Source organism: Cystobacter fuscus (assembly GCF_002305875.1).
Classification (GTDB): Bacteria; Myxococcota; Myxococcia; order Myxococcales; family Myxococcaceae; genus Cystobacter; species Cystobacter fuscus_A.
This window is the reverse complement of record NZ_CP022098.1, coordinates 6,731,574-6,751,837: the sequence shown is the minus strand read 5'-3', so window position 1 is coordinate 6,751,837 and position 20,264 is coordinate 6,731,574. Positions and strand designations below refer to the sequence as shown.

17 protein-coding genes are annotated in these 20,264 nt (G+C 69.2%); 9 read left to right on the top strand and 8 right to left on the bottom strand.

The features are described 5' to 3' along the window. The first annotated feature begins 16 nt into the window (after nt 1-16). The 3 genes from CYFUS_RS54035 to CYFUS_RS27505 all read left to right on the top strand — a co-directional run bounded on the left by CYFUS_RS54035 (nt 17) and on the right by CYFUS_RS27505 (nt 3,480). Nucleotides 17-1,435: a hypothetical protein gene (locus CYFUS_RS54035; protein WP_269770158.1), complete on the top strand. Its 1,419-nt coding sequence runs from the start codon at nt 17-19 to the stop codon at nt 1,433-1,435. A 607-nt stretch (nt 1,436-2,042) separates the two neighbouring features. Beyond that, nucleotides 2,043-2,765, top strand: coding sequence for a hypothetical protein (locus CYFUS_RS53010; RefSeq protein ID WP_232536831.1), 723 nt, complete (start codon nt 2,043-2,045; stop codon nt 2,763-2,765). Nucleotides 2,766-2,922: 157 nt separating this feature from the next. Next, the gene (locus CYFUS_RS27505) at nt 2,923-3,480 is read left to right on the top strand and encodes a Uma2 family endonuclease (protein ID WP_095987938.1); all 558 of its coding nucleotides are present in this window, start codon (nt 2,923-2,925) and stop codon (nt 3,478-3,480) included. Here the strand turns inward: CYFUS_RS27505 and CYFUS_RS27500 are convergent, their stop codons facing one another. Continuing rightward, on the bottom strand, nt 3,481-5,142 hold the full coding sequence (locus CYFUS_RS27500) for an acyl-CoA dehydrogenase family protein (protein WP_095987937.1): 1,662 nt from the start codon (nt 5,140-5,142) through the stop codon (nt 3,481-3,483). A gap of 59 nt (nt 5,143-5,201) precedes the next feature. On the opposite strand from CYFUS_RS27500, the gene CYFUS_RS27495 reads away from it, so the two are divergent. Continuing rightward, a complete protein-coding gene (locus CYFUS_RS27495; protein WP_095987936.1) occupies nt 5,202-7,124 on the top strand; it encodes an ATPase in 1,923 nt (640 codons plus the stop codon). Nucleotides 7,125-7,148: 24 nt separating this feature from the next. On the opposite strand, the gene CYFUS_RS27490 is transcribed toward CYFUS_RS27495, so the two are convergent. Together CYFUS_RS27490 and CYFUS_RS27485 are read right to left on the bottom strand one after the other, a co-directional pair. After that, nucleotides 7,149-7,952 (bottom strand): WbqC family protein, encoded by an 804-nt coding sequence (locus CYFUS_RS27490; RefSeq protein ID WP_095987935.1) that lies wholly within the window; start codon nt 7,950-7,952, stop codon nt 7,149-7,151. A gap of 5 nt (nt 7,953-7,957) precedes the next feature. After that, on the bottom strand, nt 7,958-9,094 hold the full coding sequence (locus CYFUS_RS27485; RefSeq protein ID WP_095987934.1) for an endonuclease/exonuclease/phosphatase family protein: 1,137 nt from the start codon (nt 9,092-9,094) through the stop codon (nt 7,958-7,960). A 378-nt stretch (nt 9,095-9,472) separates the two neighbouring features. Between CYFUS_RS27485 and CYFUS_RS27480 the strand changes: the two genes are divergently transcribed. Next, entirely contained in the window at nt 9,473-11,887 is a 2,415-nt protein-coding gene (locus tag CYFUS_RS27480) for an ATP-binding protein (protein ID WP_232536829.1), read from the top strand. A gap of 9 nt (nt 11,888-11,896) precedes the next feature. On the opposite strand, the gene CYFUS_RS27475 is transcribed toward CYFUS_RS27480, so the two are convergent. The 5 genes from CYFUS_RS27475 to CYFUS_RS27455 form a co-directional block, all read right to left on the bottom strand. Further along, nucleotides 11,897-12,469, bottom strand: a complete 573-nt coding sequence (locus tag CYFUS_RS27475) for a hypothetical protein (protein WP_095987932.1) — start codon at nt 12,467-12,469, stop codon at nt 11,897-11,899. A 162-nt stretch (nt 12,470-12,631) separates the two neighbouring features. Beyond that, the gene (locus CYFUS_RS27470) at nt 12,632-13,960 is read right to left on the bottom strand and encodes a sensor histidine kinase (RefSeq protein WP_095987931.1); all 1,329 of its coding nucleotides are present in this window, start codon (nt 13,958-13,960) and stop codon (nt 12,632-12,634) included. Between the two features lie 28 nt (nt 13,961-13,988). Then, nucleotides 13,989-14,342 carry a DUF4180 domain-containing protein gene (locus CYFUS_RS27465; protein WP_095987930.1) on the bottom strand — a complete coding sequence of 118 codons (354 nt, stop codon included), beginning with the start codon at nt 14,340-14,342 and terminating at the stop codon, nt 13,989-13,991. Next, complete coding sequence (locus CYFUS_RS27460; RefSeq protein ID WP_095987929.1) at nt 14,339-15,136, bottom strand: phytanoyl-CoA dioxygenase family protein; 798 nt, start codon at nt 15,134-15,136, stop codon at nt 14,339-14,341. The genes CYFUS_RS27465 and CYFUS_RS27460 overlap by 4 nt, the downstream gene beginning before the upstream one ends. Before the next feature lie 2 nt (nt 15,137-15,138). Continuing rightward, nucleotides 15,139-16,140, bottom strand: coding sequence for an aldo/keto reductase (locus CYFUS_RS27455; protein WP_095987928.1), 1,002 nt, complete (start codon nt 16,138-16,140; stop codon nt 15,139-15,141). 70 nt (nt 16,141-16,210) lie between these two features. Here CYFUS_RS27455 and CYFUS_RS27450 point away from each other — a divergent pair, with 70 nt between their 5' ends. The 4 genes from CYFUS_RS27450 to CYFUS_RS27435 all read left to right on the top strand — a co-directional run bounded on the left by CYFUS_RS27450 (nt 16,211) and on the right by CYFUS_RS27435 (nt 20,084). Then, nucleotides 16,211-17,176 (top strand): alpha/beta fold hydrolase, encoded by a 966-nt coding sequence (locus tag CYFUS_RS27450; RefSeq protein WP_095987927.1) that lies wholly within the window; start codon nt 16,211-16,213, stop codon nt 17,174-17,176. A gap of 49 nt (nt 17,177-17,225) precedes the next feature. Continuing rightward, nucleotides 17,226-18,014, top strand: coding sequence for an exodeoxyribonuclease III (locus CYFUS_RS27445; RefSeq protein WP_095987926.1), 789 nt, complete (start codon nt 17,226-17,228; stop codon nt 18,012-18,014). A 19-nt stretch (nt 18,015-18,033) separates the two neighbouring features. Continuing rightward, nucleotides 18,034-18,816: a lysophospholipid acyltransferase family protein gene (locus CYFUS_RS27440; protein WP_095987925.1), complete on the top strand. Its 783-nt coding sequence runs from the start codon at nt 18,034-18,036 to the stop codon at nt 18,814-18,816. Between the two features lie 110 nt (nt 18,817-18,926). Further along, on the top strand, nt 18,927-20,084 hold the full coding sequence (locus CYFUS_RS27435) for an SAM-dependent methyltransferase (protein ID WP_095987924.1): 1,158 nt from the start codon (nt 18,927-18,929) through the stop codon (nt 20,082-20,084). Nucleotides 20,085-20,264 lie beyond the last annotated feature (180 nt).

The following is a 20,264-nucleotide window of genomic DNA, read 5'->3' as shown; positions in this document are numbered from 1 at the left end:
ACGGAGGAGGTTCCGGTTGAACACCCATTGCGCTTCAGGGCCCCTGGGGTGGGTCTGGCTGGTAGTGCTCTCCGTGGTGTTGATGGGGAGCCGATGCGGCGGTGTGGATGCCGTGCCGTCGGACATGTGGCGGAGGGATGTGGCGCCCCCGTTCGACTATGGGCTGTACAGCGATGCCCGGGGGCGATTGGTTGGCGAGACCTCGGGAGTGCTGCTGGTCCATCGCAGTGCGCATCTCGAAAAAGTCTATGCGGATGCACAGGCCGGGGACGCGCGGGCCCGGACGCTGTTGAGCCAACTGGAGGTGGCGACCGAGGCCGCGGGAGTGGAGCTGGCGGACAAGGCGCTGGGGCTGGGCTGTAGCGCCCTGCCCACGTGTACGGTGCGCTGGGCGGAACTGGGCGAGTTGATTCCCTCGCCGGGCCCGGGGGGCACCCGGCTGCGGGGGTTGTTGGCACGAGGCTTCGAGCGACAGGCCCGGCGCGAGCAGGTGGAGAGCGCCGTCATCTCGGCGGCGTTGAATGCCCTGCTCGTGGGGGGCGTGGCGATGGCGGTGGAGGGCCGCGCCGCGAGTGGAGAGGTGAGGGCGGGCGCGGCGGAGGCGGAGAAGCTGGCCCGGGAGGGCGTGGCGCGGCGGCGGGCGCTGAGCCAGGTGGAAGAGGCGGCGGCGCTGGAGGAGGCGGCGGCGCTGGAGGTCCGGCTGCGGGAGGCCGAGGCGGTCGCGGGCGGCGCACGCCAGTCCAGTGACTTGAAGATGCTGGAACGTCGGCGGCCCTCCTTGCAGGAGCCTCCCCCTGGCGTGGCCGCGGACAACCCGAGGTGGGTGGACTACGTCGCCTACTGGGAGAAGCGCTATGACGAGCTGGCGGGGATCCGGTCGAGATCGGCGCGGTTGCCCGAGGTGAAGCCGCCGCTGGAGTGGCCGGACTACGCCATCTTCCGGAGCCAGGTCCAAGGAGGGCTGGACTTCCAGCAGGGGGTGACGCGAGCCCTCCAGAGGGAGACCACACTGCCCCAGGCGGAGAGGGTGTATCTGCGAGGCATGTCGCGGGCTCGGGTGGATGGGAACCTGGGACTGTCCCATGAGCCTGGGCCCGTGCTGACCTTTGTGGACCAGATCGCGGTGGACGAGGCATCCTTGGTTCATGGAGGGAAGCCCACGGTGCATTGCTTCAGTAACAAACAACGTGACTTCACGCGCATGAGCGAAGTGGAAGCACGCCACTGGGTTTCCATGGATGCCAGAGAGGCGCTGAAGAAATACGGGGGACGGGTGGAGATTCGTCGGCCTGGCCATCCACTATTCGGACGCGAAGTCTCCGTCAGCCAGGTTCATCTTGTTTATGACGCGCGGTTTGTACCAGAAGTTTTCAGGAAAACCCTTCGGTTCGAGGCAAGATCTCGTGGTGTCGAGCTTCATTTCCATGTCGAGTGATGAATGGAACAGCCAAGACGAATTCTGGCTCCATCTCCATTCGCCAGCCTATCCAGTGGAGCAGGGTGCGAAAGGGTTTGAGACGATACTCGATTTCATCGAATCCATGGAAGGAAGCAGTTCGCTAGACACCCTCCTGAGTGGAAGAAGGAGGCGAAAATACTCTCGCAAGGCTGTCCGCGAGATATTCCTCGAGCAATCCAGCGAAGGGCATACGTCGTTCGCCCTTGAATGCTCCAATGCTCCCTGGATGGGGTTGTGGATCAGCCTTTCCGAGAAAGAAAGGAGTGGGCGACTCTTCGTGAGTGTGAACCTCACTCCCTTCTCGATTGTCCGGCAACCGGTGGCCGTTGAGGACCACACGAGACGGATTTTGTCGTGGGTGAGGGGTTTTGCCTCGCGATTCCCCATGACCTATGGCTTCGGGCATAGCTCCACTGACTTTTCCATGGGAACCAATCCCCTGGCGGAAGATCCATTCGCGCCCTACCGGGTGGATGAAGTCTACTGGCTCAATGTGTATGGGCCTCAGATGGTGTCGGAGATGGGGCGTGAGCATGTGTTATCCACGCCCGCCTCGATGGTTGAGGAGTTGCCAGGCGGAGCCGTGCTTCTTCTCACCCGGCCGACGCCGGCGGACTTCGACTCTGAGGAAGCACGGCTGGCCCAGGCCCGGGCCCTGGTTCATCTGCGGCCCGAGTTGAAACTGGAAACCACCCTGGACACCCTGCGCCAGCGCAGCCGCGTCTTCGTCCCCATCCCCGTGCACTTCGACGAAGACGTGGCCGACATCCTCCACAAGAAGATCGCCTTCGAGGGACTCGAGAACAAGCGCCGCTTGGTCGAGCGCTTCAACCTCTACCATCCGCCTCCCGTCTTGGAGTGGCTGCCAGCGGAGCAGGCGCCTCCACCGGACGTGGAGGACGTGAAGCAGGCCATCGACACCTACGAGCGACTCTATGCCGAGCAGCTCGTCGCGCTGATGCACTCGCAGCAGGTGCCCGAGGCGACGGAGGGAACGCTGGAGGCGCTCGCCGCGGTGGACTTCGCCCTGTGGCACCTGGGCTGGGGGAAACGCTTCTCGGCGGAGGAAAAGGAGGCGTTGATTCCCGCCCTGGGGGCCTGGCTGGGGATGTTCCTGGTGTCCGCGTTGGGAGGGCAGTGGGTTCCGAGGCGCAAGCTGGAGGAGAGCGCGGTGCGGGTGGGGGACAAGGCGTGGCTGCCCTTCTTGCGTGCCCGCCATGCGCTTGGGCACGGGGAGGCCCCTCTGGACTACTCCTGCTCCCAATTCTTCCGGCAGGCGCAACGCTCCATCCGGCCGACGGCGTGAAGGGAATGAACAGTGAAGGGTGACGAGTGACCTGAGTGGGCAGCCAGGGCTACCTCATGTCAGAGGTAGGGTGTAGCTTGTTCGGATGAACCCTGAATCCAGCGGCACTCCGTGGACCGCCCTTGAAGAGGCACGTCCGGCTGTTCATCCTCCAGGCATGAGCGGCCAGCGGCGCGAGGCGACCGACGCGGACCTGGAGGCAGTCCCTCCACACCGCGTGGCGGAACGGGTGGACGGCGAGCTGTACGTCAGTCCCCGGCCCGCCTTGCGCCATGCGCGCGCCCAGGGCGCGTTGCACAACGCCCTCTACAACCCCTTTGACCAGGGGAGGGGAGGCCCTGGTGGCTGGCTACTCCTCTTCGAGCCCGAGCTGCACCTGGGAGAGGACATCCTGGTGCCGGACCTCGCCGCCTGGCGCCGCGAGCGCATGCCGGAGATGCCCGAGGAGGTAGGCGTCACCCTCGCACCGGATTGGATCTGTGAGGTGCTCTCCCCGTCCACGGCAGTGCTGGACCGGGAGAAGAAGATGAAGGTCTATGCCCGAGAGGGCGTACGCCACCTGTGGTTGGTGGACCCGCCGCGGCAGGCCCTGGAGGTGTACGGGTTGGAAGGTGCCCGCTGGGCACCCTTGGGTACGCACAGCGGACAGGCCCTCGTGCGCGCCGAGCCCTTCACGCCGCTCCTGTTGGAGCTGGGTGGGCTCTGGGCGCGCTGACTACTCCACGAGCAGCCGGGACTCCTCCAGGTTCATGTCGGCGAGCAGATCCACGCCATGGCGCGTGAGCCGCCGCGCCGCCGCCATCGCCCTCGGGCCGTATCCGTGGTCCAGGCACCACTGCGCGTGCTCTACCAGCAGCGCCAGCTCGTAGGCGCGGCCCAGCGTCAGCGCGAACCGCCGCGCTCCCGCCTCCACCCCCGCCGGGTCCTTCATCGCCTCCATCACCCACGCCCGCGCCTTCCCGAGCGCGTCCTCCACCGCCACCACTCCCGGCCGCAGTCCCGCGTCCTTCGCCGTCGCCAGCCGCCGCCGCGCGTCCACGTCCAGCGCCTCCAGCGCACCCCCCCGGGCCATCGCCCGCAGCGCGTCCAGCGAGAGCACGTTCGTCGTCCCCTCCCAGATGGACAACACCTGCGCGTCCGCCAGCAGCCGCGGCACGCCCGTGTCCTCCACGTACCCCGCGCCGCCAAACCCCTCCACCACCTCCGACGTCACGTGCACCGTCTGCCGCCCCAGCGTCAGCTTCGCCAGCGGCGTCACCAGCCGCTGCAGGAGCAGCTCCTCCTCCGTCGCCGTGCCCGCCTCCATCCTGCCCAGCAGCTCCGCCGCCCGGAACGCCAGCAGGAAGCCCCCGTGGAACTCCGCCTCCAGCCCCGCCAGCGTGTCCACGTGCAGCGGCTTCTGGGCCAGGGGCGCGCCGAACTGCACCCGCCGCTTCGCGTAGTCGCGCGCCAGCGCCAGCCCCCGCCGCATCATCCACGCGGACGCCACGGCGTTCCACGTGCGCGTCACGTTCAGCATCGACGCCATGTTGCGGATGCCATCCGTCAGCCCCGCCACCGGCACCGCCCGCGCCCCATCCAGCGTCAGCTCCGCCGTCGGCACCTTGCGCGTGCCCAGCTTGTCCTTCAGCCGGTTGATCTGAATCCCGTTCATCCGCCCATCCGCCCCCCGCGTCTCCACGTAGAAGAGCGCCAGGCCCTTGCCCCCCTCCCCATTGCCCTCGGGCCGCGCCAGCGTCAGCGCCATCTGCGCCGTCGTCGCCGAGGTGAACCACTTCGTCCCGTACAGCTTCCACCCCTCGGAGTCCCGCCGCGCCACCGTCTGCGTCAGCCCCACGTCCGAGCCGCCCGTGCGCTCCGTCATCCACTGGCCCGACGTCCAGAACGTCGCCGGCTCCCTCGACGTCAGGTGGGGCAGGGCGCGCTCCACCAGCTCCTTGTTGTCCAGCGACAGCAGCGTGCGCGCCGCCCCGTCCGTCATCGCCAGCGGACACGAGTAGATGTCCAGCGACGGTTGGATGAGGTAGTTGAGCGCGAACTGGTGCACGCGCGAGCGGTCTCCGCTCTTGCGCTCGTACGCCACCGCCACCAGCCCCCGCCTGGCCGTCAGCGCCTCGGCTTCCTTCCACAGGGGGGACACCTCGATGTGGTCCACCCGCTGGCCCCAGGCGTTCCACTGGGTCAGCTCGGGCTCGTTCAGTCGATCCCTGAGCTGGAATTCGTAGAAGTAGCCGCCCGACAGCTCGCCCAGCTCCCGGAACTCGTCCTCGAGCGAGGCCTTCAGGTCGGGGGGTAGCACCCGCTCGAGGTAGCTGCGCAGCAAGACGTCCTCGTCATACTGGTTGCCCAGCCGGGGCGGTTCCTGGAAGAAGCTCATACGCCACAACCTAGCACCGCCCGGTCCTGATAGAGTCGGTGTCTCAACCCGGAGCATGCATGGCCGAGCAGCGGAGGCCGGGGGCGAGTCCCCCCGGATTCGAGTCCCCCGACGACAGCGAGCGAGACACCAGCCGCACCCTCACTCCCCAGGAGATTCCCACGGTCGCGGTGGGCCCTTCCTCCTCGCCGCCCCGGACCCGGCCGACTCCTGGTCTCGGAGCGCCCCCGGGACCGCCGCGGACTCCGCCCACCTTGACGGCCACCGAGCGCCGCCCCGCCGGCCCCAGTGCCTTCCTCGAGCGCCGGCCCGCCCCCCCGGCCGAGCCCCGTCGGAGCCTGCCGTCCGTGGAGAGCGTGGCCGAGCGCCGCGCCCCTCCGCCTCCCCCCGTCTCGGAGGTCCAGGGCGGGCCCCCGGAGAAGCGGACGACGCCTCCCGCGCCGCGCCTGGACACGCCTCCTCCCTTCACCGAGCCGCCGCGCCGCGCCACCCCGCCGAGCCCCGGCGCGGATCAGCCGTCGGTGGTGGTCGACTCGCGCCGTCCGGGTCCTCCTCCAGCGCCCCCCTCGGAGCCGTCCCCCGGGGTCGCCGAGCGCCGCACGGGCCCCTCGAGCGGCAACCCGGCCGGGCCCGAGCGCCGCACCAGCACCGGCACGGGGCGCCGCGCCCTCCCCCCCGAGGCGGGAGAGTCGCCGGAGGGCGCTCGCTTCTGGCCCGCCCAGCCGCGCACGCTCGAGGAATCCGGCCTCACCGCCAGCATGGTGGAGGAGCTCGTCCTCAAGGCCATCTTCTACGCGGGCGAGATGCGGGGCATGGACATCGCCAACCGCCTCAAGCTGCCCACCTCCGTGGTGGATGACGTGCTCGAGGGCCTGCGCCGCCAGAAGTACATCGACATCCGCGGCGGTGGTGGCTCGGGCCTCGGCAAGTCCACGATGATCTACCAGCTCACCACGTTCGCCACGGACGTGTTGCGGCAGATCCTCGATCGCAACCGCTACAACGGCCCCGCTCCCGTCACGCTCCAGGAGTGGATCGGCGCCGTGAAGAAGCAGACCATCCGCGGCAACCGCATCACCCGCCAGCGGATGGAGGACAAGTTCGGCGACCTCATCATCCGCGACTACATCTTCGACGGCATCGGCCCGGCGATGAACTCCGGACGCGCCATCTTCTTCTACGGGCCCCCGGGCAACGGCAAGACGGCCATCTGCCAGGGCATGGTCAACTGCTTCGACGGGGACATCTTCATCCCCCACGCCATCCTCATCGACGACTTCATCGTCCGCATCTACGACAACATCCTGCACAAGCCCGTGGAGGACGATGCCGGTGCCCAGCCCTACGACAGGCGCTGGGTGCGCTGCCGCCGGCCCCTCGTCGTCGTCGGGGGCGAGCTCACGCTGGAGATGCTCGATCTCGTGTACTCCCCCGAGGTCAAGTACTACGAGGCGCCCTTCCAGATGAAGGCCACCAACGGGATGCTCCTCATCGACGACTTCGGCCGTCAGAAGGTGTCGCCCAAGGACTTGCTCAACCGGTGGATCGTCCCGCTGGAGAGCGACGTGGACATGCTCACGCTGCACACGGGCAAGAAGGTGCAGGTGCCCTTCGACGTGTTCTCCGCCTTCTCCACCAACCTGGATCCGAGCGCTCTCGTCGACGACGCCTTCCTGCGCCGCGTGCGCTACAAGCTCGAGGTGCAGCGGCCGGACGAGGATCTGTTCCATCAGATCTTCGAGGTGATGTGCCGCAAGCGCGGCGTGGACTACGACGCCGACGTCGTGCAGTACCTCATCGACACCCACTACACGCCCAACAGCCGCCTCTTCGCGGCGTGCCAGCCGCGCGACTTGTTGGATCAGATGATCGACATGGCGCACTACCAGGGCGAGTCTCCCCGGCTCACCCAGGAGCTGGTGGATGCCGCGGTGCGCAGCTACTTCGTGCGCTTCGACAAGGACGGCGGCGCGGCGTCCTGAGCGGGCTTCACGGAGCCTGGAGCCTCAGCGCTCCGGCTCCGTGGCGGGCCGGGCGAAGGGCCCCCAGGGACTGGGCGCGAGCCACTCGCGCACCGTGTCCACGGGGACGTTGGACAGCACGTCCACGATGGACAGGCCCACCACGAAGCGCTCGCCGGAGCGGCCCTGGTCGTACGAGGGATAGCGGAACTTCTGCCACAGCAGCCGTACGTCGCGCTCCCGGAAGGGGCCCGGCCGCAGGTAGAGCGAGCCCACCGCCGAGTAGTACGTGTCCTGGCCGAGCTGGACGCAGTAGTCCGCCAGGCGCTCGGTCTTGTCCGGCAGCGAGCGCGCGAGGCTCGAGGCGAGGACCACGCGCGGCGCGAGCCCCAGGGGCTCGGCGAAGAGCGTCATGCTCGAGAGCAGCGTGCGCAAGAGCGAGCCGGGGCCGCGCTCATCGGCCGCCGCGGCGTAGAAGTGCTCCAGCCGGGGCAGCACCTGGGAGCGGAAGTAGGGCCTGCGGCCATAGAGCATCGTCAGCGTGGCCAGGTGCTTGCGCGTCCAGGGCTGGCTCGTGTCCACCACCAGGTCGCCAATGCGCGTGTCGCGGTGGGCGCCCTCGAGGGGAATCGTCAGCCACTGGTAGGCGGGCTCGGTGGGCGGGGGCAGGGGAGTGCCGGAGGGCAGGGCCACCCGCGCGCGGCGTTGCCAGCCCCGCCGCAGCCACTGCACGTTGTCCAGCACCACCAGCGTGTCCGCGCGCGCCAGTTGCTCGTGGAAGTCCAGCCACGGCAGGTAGTGGGGTTGCTCGGCGACGAGGACTCGAGGCGGCGCGCTCACGGCCGCCACTGTACTCAGTTGCGCGCGGACACGGGCATGCGCAGGCGCGCCACCACGCCGGACAGGTCCGTGCGCCACGGCCCGAAGCGCCGCCGCTCGCGCAGCTCTCCCACGCCATAGGCCAGCACCGGGCCGAGCTGACGGGGCGCGGGCGACACGGGCGTGCGCACCAGCACCAGGTTGAGCCGCTCCTCCATGGCCGTCATCCCCAGCGTCAGGCCTCCTCCCGAGGCGAGCGCGCCTCCCAGGCGGCGCGTCCACACGTCCACGTAGCCCGCGAGCAGCAGCTCCCGGTAGGTGGGCGCGCCCACCAGCCCCAGGTTCGCCGGCGAGTTGAAGTCCCCCACCAGCACCACCGGCAGCGTCTCGCCCCGCAGCAGGCCGATCAGCTCCTCGGCCTGCCCGAGCTGCACGCGCAGCCCCTCCTCGCCCGGCGCGGGCTCCAGGTGCGTGCTGACGAAGCGGTAGTGCTGCCCCTCCACCTCGGCCGCCACCGACACCCACCCGCGCGTCAGCTCCACCGGCTCCATGCGCGGCAGCTTCACCTCGCGGCGCGCCAGATAGTTGCCCGTGCGCACCTGGCTCACCGTCACGTCCGAGCGCGCGAGGATGATGTCGTAGTCCGTCAGGCGCAGATCGTCGAAGGTCGGCGCCTGTCCCCGGCGCAAGGGCACTTCCACATCCGTGTTGCGCACCCGGGCGACCTCCCGATAATGCAGGCCCCGTGCCTCCAGTTCGCCCAGCAGCAGGGGGAGCGGATCCAAATAGGGCGTCCGCGCCGGCTCGGTGCCCCCGAAGAGCGCGTCCCCGGGGGATTGGAGCCTCAGCTCGGTTACCTGCTGCAGACCAATGAGGTGTGGCCGGGCGTATTGGACCTCATCGGCGAGCGTCCGGGCGCGTGAGGAGGCATCCGGTTGGCGGCCAAACAGCTCCGCCGCGCGTGCGGGCACGTACGCCGCGTGAGGGGCTTCCAGGACCCGCTCCCCGCTCAGCTCCGTGCCGAGGCTGCGTGTCATGACCGTGAGGGCACCCGGGACGAAGAGGACGGCGGACGCGCTCTCCTCGTGCGGGTCCACCGCCTGGGGCAGTGTCGACACCTGGATGGCGCCGAACACCATCATCGAGATCCCCACCACGAGGATGTACTTCATTCTGTCACCTTCCCCCGGACCCGCCCCCGTCCAGAGCCATGCACCCAGCCCCCGCGACACCAGCACCCACCGCGTGGGTCGGCTTGAGATAGGCCGTCCGGTCCGGGTGCGCAGGCAGGCCGCGTCATTTTCCGCCACCCCGCGTGCCCCAGTGCGTAGGAGGAGACGGCTCGAGCGTCGGCCACAGAGCACTCGTGGGGGGGGGCGGCTGGCTGGCGATCATCTGGATCGACCAACGTCCACTCCCCTCGGACCGGAGAACGGGGGTAGGCTTGCGTGAAAACAGGGGTCTCCCCCCCGGAATCCGGCACGCCGGGGTGGACGGCAAGGGCCTTACTCCTTCAATCTTCCGCTCTCCCCGGATTCGCCTCCGCTTCCATGCGCTTTCTCCTTCTCAGCCGCGACGGTGACCATCCGATCGGGTCGGAACTCGCCCAGATGGGGCACGAGGTCGTGGTGGCCTCGGGACCCGAGGTGACGGCCGCCACCATCTCCCTGGTGGACGTCCTGGTGGTCGGCGCCGAACAGGTTCGCGAGAAATCCGAGTGGTTCACCCGCCTGCGCGCGCAGATCCGCGCCGCCGAGGTGTCCATGATCGGCATGGCCTCGAGTCTCGCCGATGAGGAGTTGTCCCCGCTGATGGAAATCGGCGTGGACGACTACCTGGTGGCGCCCTTCCACGCGGCGGACATCCGCGCGCGCATCACCCTGTTCGAGCGCCGCTGCTACGCCTTCATGCGCCGGCAATCCCACGAGGAGTCGGCGCGCGGGGAGATCGAGCGGCTGGCGGCCATCATCCAGACCCAGAACGACATCGCGCTGGCGGGGTTGGATCTGGAGGTGGTGATGCGGCTCATCTCCGAGCGGGCGATGATCCTCTGCGGCGCGGGCGGCGCGGCGGTGGGCATCATCGAGGGCGACGAGATGTACTACCGCGTCTGCACGGGCTACTCGAAGCAGTTCGAGGGCGCGCGGCTGCCGGTGGGCAGCACCATGGCGGGCTCGAGCGTGCTGCGCGGCCAGGTGATGCGCACGGACGACGCCGAGCGCGACCCGCGGGCGAACTTCGACGTGGCGCGCCGGCTCAAGGTGCGCTCCATGCTCAACGTGCCGCTCAAGCGCGACAACCAGACGGTGGGCGTGCTGAGCATCGTGTCGCAGGTGCCCTATGCCTTCGTGGACTCGGACGAGCGCACGCTGGAGCTGATGGCGGGCCTGCTGGGCGCCGCCATGGGCAACGCCGCCGAGCACGCCGCGAAGCAGGCGCTGATGACGGAGGTGGCCTCCATCGTCACCGCGCTCCAGGAGAGCCAGCACCTCTTCGACTCCTTCCTCAACAACAACCCGGCGCTCGCGTACATGAAGGACGAGGGCGGCCGGCGCGTCTTCGTCAACGAGCCCTTCCGTCGCTTCTTCGCGCTGGCGCCCGGCACCGACGTGAGCACCATCCCCGACGAGCAGCTCATGCCGCCGGAGACGGTCGCCCTCTTGAGCGAGCAGGACGATCAGGCGTTCAAGTCCGGTCAGCCCTCGGTCTCCGAGAGCATGATCCCCACGCCCGAGGGCGAGCCGCGCCAGTTCCTCACCTACCGCTTCATCGCCCGCGACAGCTCGGGCCGGCGCTTCCTCGGAGGCGTGTCCTTCGACATCACCGAGCGCAAGGCCGCGGAGGAGGCGCTGCGCCGCTCCGAGGAGAGCTTCCGCGCCCTCATCGAGGGCTCGCCCGAGGCCATCTTCGTGCACCGCGGCGGGCCGCTCTTGTACGTGAACCCGTCGGCGTGCTCGTTCCTGCGCCTCAAGGCCAGCGAGCTGGTGGGCCGCTCCCTCCTGGACTTCATCCACCCGGACGACCGTGCCGCCGCTGCCGGCACGCTGGATGGAGGCATGCTGCCCGGCCGCACCTCGCTGCGCGTGCGCGAGGTGCGCTTCCTGCCCCCGGACGGTGGCGTGCTCACCGCGGAGATCAGCAGCCTGCGGCTCGTCTTCGCCGGCCAGCCCGCGACGATCGTCAGCGCGCGCGACCTCACCGAGCGCAAGCAGATTCAAGCGCGGCTCGTCGTCGCCGACAGGCTCGCGTCGGTGGGAACGCTCGCGGCGGGCGTGGCGCACGAAATCAACAACCCGCTCGCCTTCGTCATCTCCAACCTGTCCTTCCTCACCGAGGAGCTGCACGCCATCACCGAGCTGCTGCCCCCGGGCCGCCTGAGCGAGCTGGAGGAGGTGCTGGAGGAGACGAACGAGGGCGTCAACCGGGTGCGGCTCATCGTGCAGGACCTGAAGACGTTCTCGCGTGGAGACGAGGAGCTGCCCACGGCGGTGGACTTGCGGCGCGTCATCGACTCGGCACTGGCGCTGGCTCGCGGCGAGCTGCGCCACCGCGCCACGGTGGTCAAGGACATGTCCGACGTGCCGCTCGTGGAGGGCAGCGAGGCGCGCTTCGGTCAGGTGGTGCTCAACCTGCTCATCAACGCCGCGCATGCCATCAGCGCGGGTCAGCCGGACAAGAACGAGATCCGCGTCGTGCTGCGCGCGGAGAGCGACCACGCCATCCTCGAGGTGCGCGACACCGGGTGCGGCATGGCGCCCGAGGTGCTCAGCCGTATCTTCGATCCGTTCTTCACCACCAAGCCGGTGGGCGTGGGCACGGGCCTGGGGTTGTCCATCTGCCACGGCATCATCACGGGCTTTGGCGGGGAGATCACCGCGAGCAGCGAGGTGGGCAAGGGCAGCACCTTCCGCATCAGCCTGCCGGCCATCCGCAAGAGCAAGCTGAAGACGGCGTTGGGAGGGTAGGGCGCGGCGTCACAGGTCGAGGGAGTCCCCGTCGAAGCCGCCCCCGGCGTCGTCGAAGCCACTGTCGTCGAAGCCGCCCCCGTCGTCCTCCAGGCTCGAGGCATCCGCCTGGGCGGCGTCGAGATCGCCCGGCTCGTTCCCATCGAAGCCGCCGAGGAACTGGTGGGCGATCGCCGTGCCGATGAAGTTGCCGGCGATGCTCCCCAGCAGGCTGCCGGCCAACATGCTCCCGAAGCCGCCCCCTCCGAAGGTGCGCTCCATGAAGCCCGGCTGGCGCAGCTCGGCACGGGTCGCCATCCGCGCGAGTGCCCGGGGATCGGCGTCCTGGGAGGCCATGCCCCGTTCCGACGCGGGCAGTTGCTCGCTCAGCTCGCGCAGGGCGCGAGTGCGTTGCTCGGGCGTGAGCTGCGCGAAGGCCTCGGCGTGAGCCTGCTCGATCGCCTCGGGAGGTGCCGTCCGGAGCAGGTAGCGATAACGGGCCAGCGCCTGGTCATCGGCGGAGCCCGTGCTCGCCGTGGCCGGGCGGGCCGAAGGCACCGAAGGCGAGGAACCTCGTCCGAAGATGCGATCCATCAGTCCCATGGCAGCGCTCCTGTGTGGCGGTGACAGGCCAGGGTAGGTCTCCTTGTCCCCAGGTGCCATGCCGTGGCCGCTGGATGCCAGGAGGCGGGGCAAGCGAGCCAGGGGCCGCTACTTCCAGAGGGTCACCAGGGCGCTGGCGGGCGAAGCCGGGTGGCCTCGGAGTCACTCGCTCGCCGGGGGGCTCTCCCGGGACACGGGCAGTGTCAGGACGAAGCGGGCACCGCCCTCGGGGCGGTTTTCCGCGTGAAGCGTGCCGCCGCCGCGCGTGACGTACTCCCGGCACAGGGTGAGCCCCAACCCGGTGCCCTTGCCCGGCGGCTTGGTGGTGAAGAAGGGCTCGAAGAGCCGCGACATCACCTCGGGAGGCAGCCCCGGGCCGTTGTCCTCCACCACCACCCGCACCCCTCCTTCCACCCGACGCGCCCCCACGCCGATATGGGCCGGACGCGAGGGCGTCACCAGCTCCACTGCGTCCGCGGCGTTGATCAGCAGGTTCAGGAGCACCTGCACCATGTGCCGATGCCCCAGCTGGACCGGCGGCAACCCCGGAGACACATCCATCGTCACCTCGGCCAGGTTGCGCAGGCGCACCGAGGCCAGCCGCCTCGCCTCGTTCAGCGCTTCTTCCGGCATCCCCGCCTCCTGGGCGCCCTCGTCGCCACGGGAGAAGCCGCGCAGATCCGTGACGATCTGCTCGATGCGCGTCACTCCCAGCCGTGTCTCGGCGAGTACGTCACACAGCTCCGCCCGATCCAGCTCCGTGTCGAAGGCCCTCGCCTCGCGCTCCAGGTAGTTCAGGTTGGACTTCACGAAGGACAGGGGATTGTTCACCTCGTGGACCACCCCGGCGGCCAACTGCCCCACCACCACCAGCCGCTCCACCTCGGCGCGCTCGCGCTCGACGCGCACCCGGCGGCGCTCGCTCTCCGCGAGCTGCTCCAACGCGTGCATGTGCTCCTGCTGCGCCGCCTTCTGCGCGTCCCACATGCGCCGGTAGGTGCGCGAACCAAAGAGGGCCACCCCACCAATGATGGCGAGGGCGAGCAACTGCGGCACCATCACCTCCACCGGCAGGTGGGCCATCGTGTCCAGCAACGCCACCGAGCCCAGCATGGCCGCGCCACTCACCAGTGTGGGCCACCAGGCATCCGGGGTGTACATGGCGATGAGCAACGGCATGGTCGCGAGCGCCGGGAAGAAGGGGCTGTTCAGCCCTCCGGTGAGGTGGACGAGCCACGTGTTGGCGAGGATGCCGATGAGGCCCGCGCACACGCCCGAGACCTTCACCGGAATCCATCCGGCGCCCACCCCCGCTCCGAGCGCCAGGAAGCCCGCCGCCCAGGCGAGCAGCATCGGCGCGAGCCGGACATAGGCGGCGAACACCGGCAGGTGGAGGAGTCCGCCGCAAATCAACAACAGGGCCGCGCAGCCAAGGTAGTTGTTCCTCTTCACCTGGAACAGGGCACGGGGCGCGGAGCCGTCTGACTTCATTCGGCGCTGAAGTCTACCACTTTCCGGCTCAACGCAGACGCGCCGCCAGCGCCTCCCGATCTTCCAGGAACCAGAGCTGATGGCCGCGGTTCGCCTCGATGACGAAGCCGCGCAGGGCGTTGCTCTCCGCCACCTGGGCGGAGATGTCGCCCAGGATGGCCAGACGCAGGCGGTAGTTCACGAACTTCTGGACGAGCTCTCCGGCCACGCCCGAGGCCAGCTTGAAGAAGGCCTCGTCCAGGCGCCCGACGGGGATCGCCACCAGGTCGGCCTGGTGCTCGGAGGCCAGGGAGATGAGGTCGAGGGCTTCCCGGAGTCGGGGGCCCTCGGCGGGCAGTTCGAGGACGCGGACTCCGTTGAGTTCGAAGGTCTGGGCCGTCATGGGTGCTCTCCAGCGCGGAAGAGGGGGAAGAAGTCCCGGGGCGTCTTCTTCTTGCGCACGCAGCGCGTGGCCGCGTCCATATAGCAGGCGGAGAAACCCCGACGGCGTTGGCCCGTGCGGCTTGGCCCCGAGCGATGCCAGACATAATTGTGCAGCAACACCACTTCCCCGGCCTCCACCGGCAGGGCCACCCCGAGGCGCTCGGCGCCCCGCGCCGCCACCTGATCCGTGGGCACCACGCCTCCGAGCGGCGTGGCCAGGCCCCAGCGGTGGCTGCCGGGCACCACCTCCAGACAGCCGCCTTCCCGGGGTGCGTCATCCAGCGCCGTCCACACCTGGAGCTCGGGGTCCCGGGTGAGGCCCCACAGCTTGCCTCCGTCCTGGTGCCAGGGCACCTCGCTGCCGCCGCGCTGGCCCTTGTGGAAGAGGATGGCCCGGTAGAGCGAGATGTCTCCGGGCGGCAGCAGCGCGCGGGCGATGCGCTCGAAGAGGGGGTTCCGCATCCACGCGAGGAAGCGCTCGTCCTTCTCCAGCTTCTCCAGCTTGCGGTAGTCCAGCGAGGGCCCCTGCCAGCCGAGCCCCAGCGGCGCGTCCTCGTAGCGCCCGGTGGGCGCGTCCATCTGCCAGAAGAAGCCCGGGTAGCTCACCCGGCCGAGCATCAAGTCGTCCGCGCGCTCGCGCAGCAGCTCGAGCCCGTGCGCGTCGAGCACCCGGCCCAGCCGCGCGTAGCCGTGCTCGGCGTAGTGCGCCAGCACGCCCGTGAGCTCGAAGGTCTTCGCGTCCACCGCCAGCATGTTCACCTCACGTAACTGGCGTCCGTGCCCTGCCACTCCCGGTAGAGCTCGTCCACGCGCCGGGCCACGTCCTCGGGCAGGGGTCGGGCACAGGCGTCCAGCGCGGCGTCCAGGTGCTCCACCGTCCCCGGGCCCACGAGCACCGAGTCCACCCCGGGCCGTCCCACGAGCCACCCATAGGCGAGCCCCACCAGTGACAGTCCCGCCTGTTCGGCCACGTCGCGCAGGCGCGCGGCCATGTCCAGCAGCCGCGGGGACCAGTAGCGGTCCTGGTACAGGCGGTTGCCCTCGAAGCGCGAGCCCGGGGCGATGGGGGCGCCCGGCGCATAGCGGCCGGAGAGCAGCCCGCCCGCCAGCGGGTTGAAGACGGTGGTGTGCAGGGGATGGCGGCGCGTGAAGGGCAGGTACTCCACCTCCACCTGACGCACGAGCGGGTTGTAGAGCACCTGGGAGATTACCGGGCGGGGCATGCCGCGCGCGGCGCACAGCCCGTTGATCTCGAGGATCTGCCAGGCGGCATGGTTGGACACACCCCAGTGCCGCACCTTGCCCGCGGTGAGCAGGCCCTGCACGGCCTCGAGCGTCTCCTCCACCGGCGTGGCCGCGTCCGGCGCGTGCAGGTAGAGCACGTCCACGTACGGCGTGCCGAGCCGCTTCAGGCTCTCCTCCACCGAGCGCACCAGATGCGCTCCGCCCAGGCCCTCGGGTTTGCCCCGGATGCGCGCCAGCCCCACCTTGGTGGCGATTCCCACCTGCTCGCGCCGGCCCCGCAGCGCTCCGCCCAGCAGGCGCTCCGCCTCGCCGTTGTTGTAGGAGTTGGAGGTGTCGAAGAAGGGCACGCCGCGCTCCAGGGCGCGCGCCACGAGGCGCCGGGCCTCGGGCGCGGGCGTGCGGCCTCCGAAGTTCATCGTTCCCATGGCGACGACGGCCGGAGGGGCGTCCGTGCCGGTGGGTCGGGGTTCGAGCCAGCGCGCGAGGGGGGACGGGAAGGTGACGGAAGCCATGAGGGGGGACGCACGATAATGAAAGTGGGGCCTTGCGGCGCCGGGAAAGCGTCAGAATGGTGGGGAACCCATGCCCTACAGCTATCTCACCCGCTTCATCACCGCGCCCGATGGTACCCGCGTCGCCTATCACACGCACGCGGTCGCCCAGGGCGAGCCCGCTCCGGAGCTCCTGTCCCGCCCGGCCGTGCTGCTCACCAATGGCATCGGGACGACGGAGAACTTCTGGCGCCACCTCGTCATGGATCTGGAGCGCGACCACCGGGTGGTGCACTGGGACTACCGGGGCCATGGCCGGAGCGAGCTGCCCCCGGGGGAGGACTACTCGCTGCGCGCCCAGGTGGACGACCTGGAGCGCATCACCGAACAGATGATGGCCGAGGGCAATGGGCGCCCTCCCCACCACGTGGCCTTCTCCATGGGGGTCCGGGTGTTGTTGGAGTTGTACCGACGCCGGCCGGCGCTGGTGGCCGCCGTCTCGCTCGTGGCGGGAAGTCCCTCCGTGCCGGACCCGCGCAACTGGGTGCTTCCCCTGCCGGGGGGACAGGCCACCCTGGCGCGGGCCTTCGCGGGGTTGACGCCCCTGGTGCCCCGGCTCGCCCCCGTCGTCCAGCCGCTGCTCACCTCACGCTGGGCCCATTCGCTCGCCCGCGTCACGGGCTTGTTACGCGCCCGGGCGCCTCGCGAGGAGATCCAGGTGTTCCTCGAGGCCCTGCGCCTCATGGATCCGCGCACCTACTGGTTGACGATGCGTGGTCTGCTCGAGGGGCCGCTGTCGTGGGATGTGCTGCACAAGCTCCAGGTGCCCACGCAGATCATCGCCGCCCGGAATGATCTGCTCGTGCCGCTGCGTGAGATGTCGCGCATGCGCGAGTTCCTGCCCGGCGCGGACTGGGTGCTGGTGGAGGACGCGGGCCACGCGGGGCTGTTGGAGGCGGGCGAGGAGATCGCCCGGAGCATCCGGGCCTTCCGTCAGGCGCACGGCGTGGGGCCCGCCTGGCCGGGCAGGGCGAGCGGGGTGCCGAGCGGGGCATAGACAGAGAGCCTTGCCGTGTCCGGGTCGCTCGGGCAATGAAGCCAGTACCGTGCGGATCGTCTCCTGGAACGTGAATGGCTTGAGGTCGGCCCACAAGAAGGGCTTCCTCGACTGGTTGGCCGCCGAGAAGGCGGATGTGGTGGGCGTGCAGGAGGTGCGCGCCCGGGAAGAGCAGCTCCCCGAGGAGGTACGCCAGCCCGAGGGGTGGCGCGTGGCGCACATCGTCTCGGCGAAGCGTCCCGGCTACAGCGGGGTGGGGTTGTTCTCGCGCAAGACACCGGACGACGTCGTGTCCGTGCTGGGCGTGGAGGAGATGGACACGGAGGGCCGGCTGCAGGTGGCCCGCTTCGGCCGGCTCACCGTGGTGAACTGCTACTTCCCCAATGGCAACGGCAAGGAGCGCGACAACAGCCGCGTGCCCTTCAAGCTGGCCTTCTACCGCCGCCTCTTCGACTTCCTGGAGAAGGGCCTGCGCGACGGCGAGCGCATCGTGGTGGTGGGCGACTTCAACACGGCGCATCAGGAGATCGACCTGGCGCGGCCCAAGGACAACCGGGAGACGAGTGGCTTCCTGTTGGAGGAGCGCCAGGAGTTCTGCCGTTGGCTGCGCGCGGGGTGGGTGGACACCTTCCGCCACTTCGAGAAGGGGAGCGGGCACTACAGCTGGTGGAGCCAGCGCTTCGGGGTACGCGAGCGCAACGTGGGGTGGCGCCTGGACTACGCGCTCGCCTCGCCCGGGGCCATGCCCTACGTCAAGCGCGCCGCCATCCACCCGCACGTGCTCGGCTCGGATCACTGTCCGGTGAGCGTGGATCTAGACCCCAAGGTCCGTCGCTGATAGGGCGGAGGTCACTCCCATGAACGCTCTGCTCTCCATGTACGCGTGGTTGGAAACCGGCCTGGTGTCGTTGACGGGCTTCTGCATCCAGGCCCCCCTGGCGGTCATCACCTGGCCGTTCGACAAGCGCAAGGTGGTGACGGGACGCGCCTTCCGGCTCATGGGCACCACCGCCGCCCGGCTCAACCCCTTCTGGAAGTTCGGCATTCATGGCACGTACGTGCGCCCCGCGCCCCGCACCGTGGTGGTGAGCAACCACGAGTCCAACGCGGATCCCTTCATCATCTCCATGCTGCCCTGGGAGATGAAGTGGATGGCCAAGGCGTCGCTCCTGAAGATTCCCGTGGTGGGCTGGAGCATGTGGCTCGCGGGCGACATCCCCGTGCGCCGGGGCGAGAAGGACTCGGCCATGCAGGCCATGGGCACGTGCAAGCGTTGGCTCGACAAGGGCATGCCGATCATGATCTTCCCCGAGGGCACGCGCTCGAAGACCGACGAGCTGTTGCCCTTCAAGGATGGTGCCTTCCGGCTGGCCATCGAGACGGGCGCGGACGTGCTGCCCCTGGCGGTGAGCGGCACGCGCCGCGCGCTGCCCAAGCACTCCTGGCGCTTCGCCACCGCGCGCGCCCTGGTGACGGTGGGCACGCCCATCTCCACCAAGGGCATGACGCTCGCGGACCTGGAGCGGCTCAAGACGATGGCCCGCGAGCAGATCCTCCAGATGCGCGAACAGTTGAAGCCGCTCACGAGCGCGGGAGACGCCCCCGCCAGCGAGCCCGCGCGGACCGCCGAGTCCTCCTGAAGCGGGGTAGAAGCTGTTTTCCGCACGCCGCAGTGCGGCTTAACCTACAGTGCGCGCCCCACCGGCTCCCGTCCCCTCGCGGACGAGGAGCCCCCTTCACAAGAGGTTGCATGGACGCGCCCGTGTCGTACCGACTGTCCCCGAAAGACCCATCCATCACCGCTCGTTACGCCGGGGGCAAGGTCCCCATGGCGACCCTCATCGAGGACTACATCCACCAGCGCCTCGACATCGAGGGGGATTTCCTCGCCTTCATCCGCGAGCGGCAGAAGGTGGTCGACTACACGCCCGTCGCCGAGCACTTCAAGTTCCTCTTCACCCGCTTCCTGCCCGAGGTGCTCATCCACTCGCAGGAGCAGGACGTGCGCATCGCCCGCGAGCACTACGATCGGGGCAATGACTTCTTCGGCTGGTTCCTCGGCCCGCGGATGATCTACACGGCGGGCTTCTTCACCTCGCCCAACCAGACCCTGGAAGAGGCGCAGGATCAGAAGATGCAGCTCGTGGCGGACAAGCTGCATCTGCGCCCGGGCGAGCGCTACCTCGACATCGGCTGCGGCTGGGGAACGCTGGTGGCCACGGCGGCGAAGAACCAGGGCGTCGACGCGACGGGCGTCACCATCGCGAAGCAGGGCGCCGCGTACGCCACCGAGCAGATCTCCCGCATGGGCGTGAGCGATCGCGCCCGCATCCTCACGCTGGACTACCGCGACATTCCCGCGGGCCCCTACGACAAGATCTCCTGCTTGGAGATGGCCGAGCACGTGGGCGTGAAGAACTTCCAGGCCTTCATGCGGCAGATCCACGGGATGCTCACCGACGACGGGCTGTTCTACCTGCAGATCGCCGGACTGCGCGCGAAGAAGGGCGCGCTGGGCTTCCACTTCGAGGATCTGGTGTGGGGCCTGTTCATGAACAAGTACATCTTCCCCGGCGCGGATGCGTCCATGCCGCTGTCCTTCGTGGTGAGCAACCTGGAGAGCGCGGGGTTCGAGATCCACAGCGTGGAGAACGTGGGCATCCACTACTCGCTCACCATCTCGCGCTGGTATGACAACTGGATGGCCAATCGCGCCGAGGTCGTGAAGACCTATGGCGAGTGGTGGTTCCGCACCTGGCAGATGTTCCTGGGCTGGTCCGTGCAGATCGCCGCCCAGGGCTCGTCCACGTGCTTCCAGATCGTCGCCAACAAGAACCTGGATGGCTTCAACCGCATGCGCTGGGTGGGAGCCACCAACCTCGGCGAGCGCGACCTCAAGAAGTCCTGACGGACGCGATGTGAGAACTCTTCCGCCCTCCTGTTTCCTCGGAGGGCGGGGTGTTGATTATTGCTCCGAATATTGGTGCATGTGGCTCTGCTCCCTGGTGACCTGTGATGAGAGAAAAGGCGAGAGAGGTGGTGCGGCATGGGAGGGCGATTTGATGAGCCCAGTAGCACCCACACGGTT